Source organism: Mycoplasma leonicaptivi ATCC 49890, from assembly GCF_000622205.1.
In the GTDB taxonomy this organism is placed as follows: Bacteria; Bacillota_I; Bacilli_A; order Mycoplasmatales; family Metamycoplasmataceae; genus Mycoplasmopsis; species Mycoplasmopsis leonicaptivi.
In genome coordinates this window covers 7,113-14,512 of record NZ_JHWE01000026.1, presented here as the reverse complement: position 1 = coordinate 14,512, position 7,400 = coordinate 7,113, and the positions used below count along the sequence as shown (strand labels likewise).

2 protein-coding genes are annotated in these 7,400 nt (G+C 29.5%); both read left to right on the top strand.

Going from position 1 to position 7,400, the window contains the following annotated elements; genetic code table 4:
* Positions 1 to 329: integrase core domain-containing protein (locus tag BU00_RS05220; RefSeq protein WP_027121281.1), on the top strand; the 329-nt coding region annotated here is incomplete at its 5' end.
* A gap of 19 nt (positions 330 to 348) precedes the next feature.
* Positions 349 to 7,400: hypothetical protein (locus tag BU00_RS05455; RefSeq protein ID WP_211246791.1), on the top strand; the 7,052-nt coding region annotated here is incomplete at its 3' end.

The following is a 7,400-nucleotide window of genomic DNA, read 5'->3' as shown; positions in this document are numbered from 1 at the left end:
AATTAAAATTTAAGAAAAAATCTAAAATAATTGTTCATTCAGATCACGGATATCAATATTCATCAAATAGATATATAAAACTTTCTAAGAAAAATAATTTTAAAATTTCTATGGGTAGAGTTGGTAATTCACTTGACAATAGAGAAGCAGAATATTTCTTTTCTAATATTAAATCTGAAATGTTAAACAAAATTAATATTTCTAAATTAAATTTTTCTGAATTATTAAATCTTATAAAAAATTATGTTGATTGATATAATTTTGAAAGAATACAATCAAATTTACAATGAAAAACGCCTCAAGAAGTTTGAGACGTTAATAAGTATTAATGGTCTAAAATAGACTTCCATGTTTAAACAATCTGTTTTAACTTTAATTGAAAAAATTATTGATCCTAAGAAAAAAGCAGAATTTAAAAAACAAATTGATGCTTTAACAAATAAAACACCAGAACAAGTTAACCAAGAAAAAGTTAGTGATTTAAAAAGATTAGCTTCAAAATTAGTCGATGGTGAAGCAAAAACTGCTTTATTAAGCAAAATTGATGAATTAGTAGCAAAAGCATCTAATCCAGATCAAAATGCTACATTTGATGCTGATTTAGTTTCTGTTACAAAAGAAGTAGAAAAATCATTTGTTTCACAATATTCAAGCGATCAACCAGCTGTTGAAGCTAAAAAAGATGTTTTAAGAAGACAAATTCAAAATTCTGATTTACCTACAACAATTAAAGACAAATTATTAAAAGATGTTTCAAATTCAACATCATTATCAAGTTTAGACAATGTTGAAACTTCATTATCACAAAACAATATAGCACTTAAAATTATTCAAGATACAATTTTAAGCGATTTAGATAATACTGAAAAATTAGTTGCTAAAATTGCTAATAACTCAGAATTAACAGCAAAAGTTGCTGAAGTTAAAGAATTAGTAAAAACAAATCCTGAATTAGCAAAAACAAAATTAGCAGAACTACAACAAAGTGCTGATGAAAAATTCAAAGAAACAGTTACTGGTGATCAAAATGCTAAAGATGCTGCATTAGTTGCTGCTAAAAAAGAAATCTTAAAAGATAAAGTATCAAATTCAAATCTTTCAGAAGATCAAAAAGATGCTTTAAATACACAAATTGATAGTGCAACCGATGCTGCTACATTAGCAAATCTATCAACACAAGTTCAAGATTCAATCACAACTAACAATCAACCTGCTTTAATTGTGTCAGAAAAAACAACACACTTAAATGATTTAGTTGAAAAAATTCTTGATCCGGAACTTAAACAACAAATTAAAAATCAAATCGCACAAGCATCACAAACTACAAATGCAAATGATGGTTTAACATCATTAAATGATATTCAAAATCAAATTCAAAGCGAAATTAATAAACAAAGCACAAATCCAGATACAACTTTAATTAATGCTAAAAAAGCAGCATTAATTGATCAAATTACTGCTTCTAATTTATCAGAAACAGAAAAAACACAATTAATTTCAAATATTAATGCACCATCTACATTAGCAGATTTAGCAACACAACAAAGTGCACTTGCTACAAAACTAGCTGAACAAGATGCAAAAGATGCACAATTAAGTACAGATTTAAACGACTTAAAAGAATTAACCGCTATTGTTACAACAGAAAATACAAAAGCAGATTTAACAGCAAAAGTAACTGAATTAATTGAATTAGCAAAAACAAATCCTGAATTAGCTAAATCTAAGATGCAAGAAGTTCAAACACAAATTGAACAAGCAATTAAAGATCAAACAGTTGATCCAAATAATAAAGAAAGTGCTGTTTTAACCGCTAAAAAAGAAGTTGAAAAAGCAAAAATAGCAAAATCTTCTTTACCTGCAACTGAAAAAGAAAGATTAACACAATCAATTGAACAAGCAACAGATACAAATGCTTTAACTACTGCTTCAGCAGATGTTGACTCAAAAATTATTGAAGCAACAAAAGCAACAAGAGATGCAAACTCACAAGCACAATTAATTAATAACTTATTAGCACAAGTTTCTAATCCAGACAAAAGAGCAGAGTTACAAAAACAATTAGAAACAGCAAGTAAACAAGTTTCAACTGATTTACCTGCTGCTACAAATTCATTAGATGAATTACAAAGAGATGTTGAAAGAACAATTTCTCAACAAAATCCATCTTCACAATCTCAAACAAACCCAGTAGTTACTGCTAAAAAAGATTCATTATTAAATCAAATTAATGCATCTAATTTACCAGAATCAGAAAAAGCAACATTAAGACAAGCGGTTTTAAATGCTACTGATAATAATGCTGTTAACACACAAGAAACAAATGTTACAACACAATTAAATAATCAACTTAATAAAACAAATAATGTTTTAAGCGATGTTGCAGATGTAACAGCATTAGCTGATAAAATTACAAATAATGAGCAAAAAACTTCATTAAAAGCAAGATTAGATGAAATTAAAGAATTAGCTAAAACCAATCCAGAAGAAGCTAAAACACAACTAGCAACTGTACAAGCAGATGTTGAAACTAAATTTAAAGAACAAACTGGTGGAACAACTGATGCTCAAAATACTGCATTATTAAATGCGCAAAAAGAAATTGAAAAAGCAAAAATTACTGCTTCAAACTTATCACAAGAAGAAAAAACAAGATTAACACAGGCGGTTGAAACTGCAAATAGTTCAACAGATCTTGCAACACAATCAGACGCAGTAAATCAAGCAATTAATACTTCTCAAGCAGGACAAAATAGTGCAACCGCAAAGCATACATTAATTGAAGATTTATTAAAAGATGTTGTTGATCCAGTTAAAAAAGCTGAATTAAAAGAAAAATTAGATGCAGCAAATGCAAAAATTTCTACAAACACAACTGAAGCAACAACAGCATTAAACAATTTACAATCTGAAATTGAAACTGTTTTAAATAATCAAGAAAATAGTACACCTACATCTAATACAAGTACATTAATTGAAGCTAAAAAAGCAGTATTAAGAGATAAAATTAATGAATCAACATTATTAGATGAAGAAAAAGCTAAATTAATTGAACAAATTAATAATGCACAAACAACAGAACAAGTTACAGAAGCAACAACTGCTACAACAAAAGCACTAGATGATGAACTTGTAAGAGCACAATCAGATGCTATTGCAAACAAAATTAGTGAAATTCAAAATAGTGTTGATAGTGAAATTGTTAACCAAGCAGGTTTAGGTGGTTTAGTAAAACTTAAAAAATCTATTTTAGAAGATAAAATTAATGAATCTAATTTACCAGAAGCTAAAAAACAAGAATTATTAGCAGCTATTACTGCTCCTGATTCAGAAGATAAAGCAGAAATTTTAACAGCATTAAGAGGTGTTGAAGCAACTGTTGCAAAAGAATTAGAGTTACAAGCCAAAAAAGATGAAGCGTTAGCTATTGCTAATAAATTAAGCGATGGTGAAGAAAAAACAGCGTTATTAAATCAAATTAACAGTGGAACTATCCAAGATACAGAAGCTGCACAAAATGCAATTAATCAAGCACAACAAGCTGCACAAGCAAAAATAACAGAATCTACTACTGCTGTACAAGCAGCAATCGCACAAGTTGCAGGTGATTCAGCAAAAGTACAAGAATTATCAGAAAAATTAGCAAGAGCAACTACACAAGATGAAATTAAGGCGATTCAAGAACAAGCAGTTACTGAATTAAATAATGCTCAAACTAATGTACAAAATTACTTAGCACAATTAGATGATTCAAATGCTCAAAAACAAGCATTACAAGCAGAACTAGATAAAATTGTTGCACAAGGTCAAACACCAACTGTTGGTCAATTAAACCAATTAGCAGAAAAAGTTGCAAATGAAGTTAATAAACAAAACAACATTAAAACAGGTGAACAATTATTAGATGCTGCAAGTAATTTAACAACTGAGGAAAAAAATCAATTAAGATCAGAAATCCAAGGTGCTACAACAGCAGATGCTGCTGCTATTATTAAAGATAAAATCGCAGAGAAAAAAGAATTTTCTGATTCTAAAAAAGAAGCAACAGACTCAGTTTCTGGTGTTACAAATGCAGCTAAAAAAGCAGAATTTGAAGCAGCATTAGCAAATGCAACAACTAAAGAAAAAGCTGCTGAAATTAGATCGCAAGCCGCAGCTTATGCAGCGCAAGAAACAGCAAACACAGAACACAAAGCACGTTTAGATGCTTTATTAGATAACATTACAGATCCACAAGAACGTCAAAGATTACAAGAAGCAATTGCAAATGCAATGTTATCAAATGGGCAACCAAATCCAGATCAAGCAACAGTTACAGCTGCATTAAATGCTGCTGAAACTCAATTAAATGCTAAGTTATTAGAAGAACAAGAGCAAGCAAATATTAAAAATGAAAAAGTTGCTCAAGCAGAAACAGAATTAGCCAAAGTAACTGATTCAACTAAAAAAGCAGAATTACAACAAAGACTTGATGCTATTAAAGCAAATAATAACTTAATAGAATCAAATCAACAATTAGATGTTTTAATTAGAGATATTGAAACTCAAAAAACATTTGAAACAGATAAAAGATTAGCACAAACTGAAATTAGTCATTTAAGATTAAAAGATTCAACTAAAAAAGCAGAACTTCAAAGAAGACTTAATGAAGCAACAACTTCTGAACAAGCAAATGCAATTAAAGCAGAAGCTCTTACAGAAAAAACTAGAGAAGATCAAGAAATTTCTAATAAGAGAAAAGAAGTTCGTGATGCTATTAAAAAATTATCAGATGGTCAAACAAAAGACAGACTTAATAGTGAACTTGAAACAGCATTACCAAACGATGATTTAAGTTCAGAAAATGATATTGCTGATATAGCAGAAGCAAACAGAATTAAAGCAGAAGCTGAATCAATTATTACAACACTTGGTGCAACAGTAGATGCATCAATAACATTGCTCGATGGTTTAACAGACACAGATGTAACTGATGGATATACATTAAATAAATTTAATGAAGAAAAAGCAAAAGCAGATAATCAAACTCAAACAGCATTAAATGATTTAAATGAAAGAGCACAAGCTAAATTACAATCATTCAGAGATAAAGCATTAGCAGAAGTTGCTAAACTAGATTATACAAATCCTAAAAAAGCTGAATTAATTACTGCTATTAACCTTCCAACAAATAATGTTACTAAACTTAAAGAACTACAAGCACAAGCTCACGAAGTTGATGAAGTTGAAGAAGGTAAAAAAGAAGTTACAAGATTAATTTCTGAACTTGAAAGTGCAGAAAAAGCACAACAATTTAGAACAGAATTAGATCAAGCAACAACAAAAGCAAAAGTTGATGAAGTTAAAGTTAAAGTTCAACAAGCAAAAGCACAACAAGATCAAGATAAACAAACAACATACCAAGCAGCATTAGCATTAATTAACTCAATTGAAGATGCTACAGAAAAAGATAATTTATTAAAACAAATTAATGGTGTCGATGATCAAGGTCAAGCAAATACAACTGGTCCTGCTACTAACTTAACATTAACAGATCTAGAACAAATTAAGAGTGTTGCACAAGCTCAAAAAGACAAAGAAACACGTGAATTAGATAAAGTAAAACAACAGGCTCTTGATTTAATTGGTCAAGTTAATGATCAAATAAGAGGTCAAGACGCAACAGAAGAAAATAAATTCACTAAGAAAATTAATGATGCAACAACTAAAGCTGCTGTGCAAACTTTAATTCAACAAATGCAAGCACAACGTGCAAAAGCTAAAGAAGATGCACAAGCAATGTTAGCTAAACTTAATGAAAATAATCAAGCAAGAGCTTTAATTCAAGGTAAAATAGATCAATTCCAAGCTCCACAAGAACCAACAGAAGCTGAATGAGATAAATTTATTGAAGAAGTTAAAGCAGAAATCACAAGAATTAGAACTGAAGCAAAAGCAGTTGTGAACAGACTTAAAGATGGTGATTTAAAAACTGAATTAACAAATTCATTAACTAATGAAGAAGAAAATGATACTGAAACTGAAATATTAGCTTTACAAGCTCGTGCTCAAGCAGTATTAGATGCTGCTAAAGTAAAAGCACAAGCCGCTTTAGATAAAATTACTCTTTTAACTGAACATTCAGCACTTGAAACAAGAATTAATAATACTCAAGCAACAGAAACTGAATACGAAACAATTGAACAAGAGGCTCAAAGAGCTTTAGAAACTGCTAAAAACAATCTTACAGCTGAAGTTGATAAATTATTAGCTTTTGTAAAACCAGAAGATCAAACAACAGTACAAGCAATCAAAGATGCAACTACTACTGCAGATAATTCAGTAGATTTACAAACTCAAAAACAAGCATTAGATGCTAATGTTAAAGAATTAGTAAACAAAGAATTAAATAGATTATTAGCAGTTGCTGATACATCTAAAAATCATCCAGAATTAGTAAATTTAATTGCTAAATTAAATGATGATGCACAAACAGATACAATTGATAAAAAGCTTGCTCTTGCACAAGAAGCAAAAGGTTTATTAACAGCAGTTCGTACTCAAGCACAAACTGCATTAGAAAAACTTGAAGGTGATGATGCTGTTAAATCAGAAGCAGGTGTTTTACCAGCAGAAACAGATCAAACATATGCTGATCTTTTAAGTATTAAAGAAAAAGCAGAAGAATTATTTGATCGTGAAAAACAAAATGTTACAAACATTATTAATACTTTAACAAATAAAGGAACACTTGAAGCAGAATTAGCAAATTCAACTAACTTATCAGGTGTTAAAGCTGTTTTAGATAAAGCCGAAAAAGCTAAACTAAAACAAGATATTACTGATATCATTAATCAAATTGAAAATCAAGATAGAAAAGAAGCAGTTAGAGCAAAATTAACTGATGCAGGTGATGATAAAGCAAAATTAGAAGAAGCATTAATATTTGCTCAAGAAAAACTTGGTGAAGATCAAGGTGCTATTGAAACAAATAGATTTAAATTGCTAAATAAATTACAAAGTTTATTAAATCAACCATATGCAGTACCACAAACTATTATAGATAAACTATCATCTAAATCAGATGAAAATGATACTCAAGCGGAATTAGATGCTATTGAACAAGAAGCAGCATCTTATATAAATTCTAAATCTAGCATTTTATTAAACAATCTAGAGCAAAATAATCCACAAAAAGCAGGTTTTGAAAGTAACAATCCTACTAGAGTAGATGATGCTATTGTTAGATACAATGATATTGATAAAGCAAACTTTAAAGAAGATGCACAAGATCAAATTAATTTATTACCATCTACTTTACCTCAAGGGGATACAGGTCAAACTTTACAGCAAATCTTTAATACAAGATTAGCAGAACAAGACAGCAAAGAACACTTTGCAAGTGTACGTTCAGAAGTACT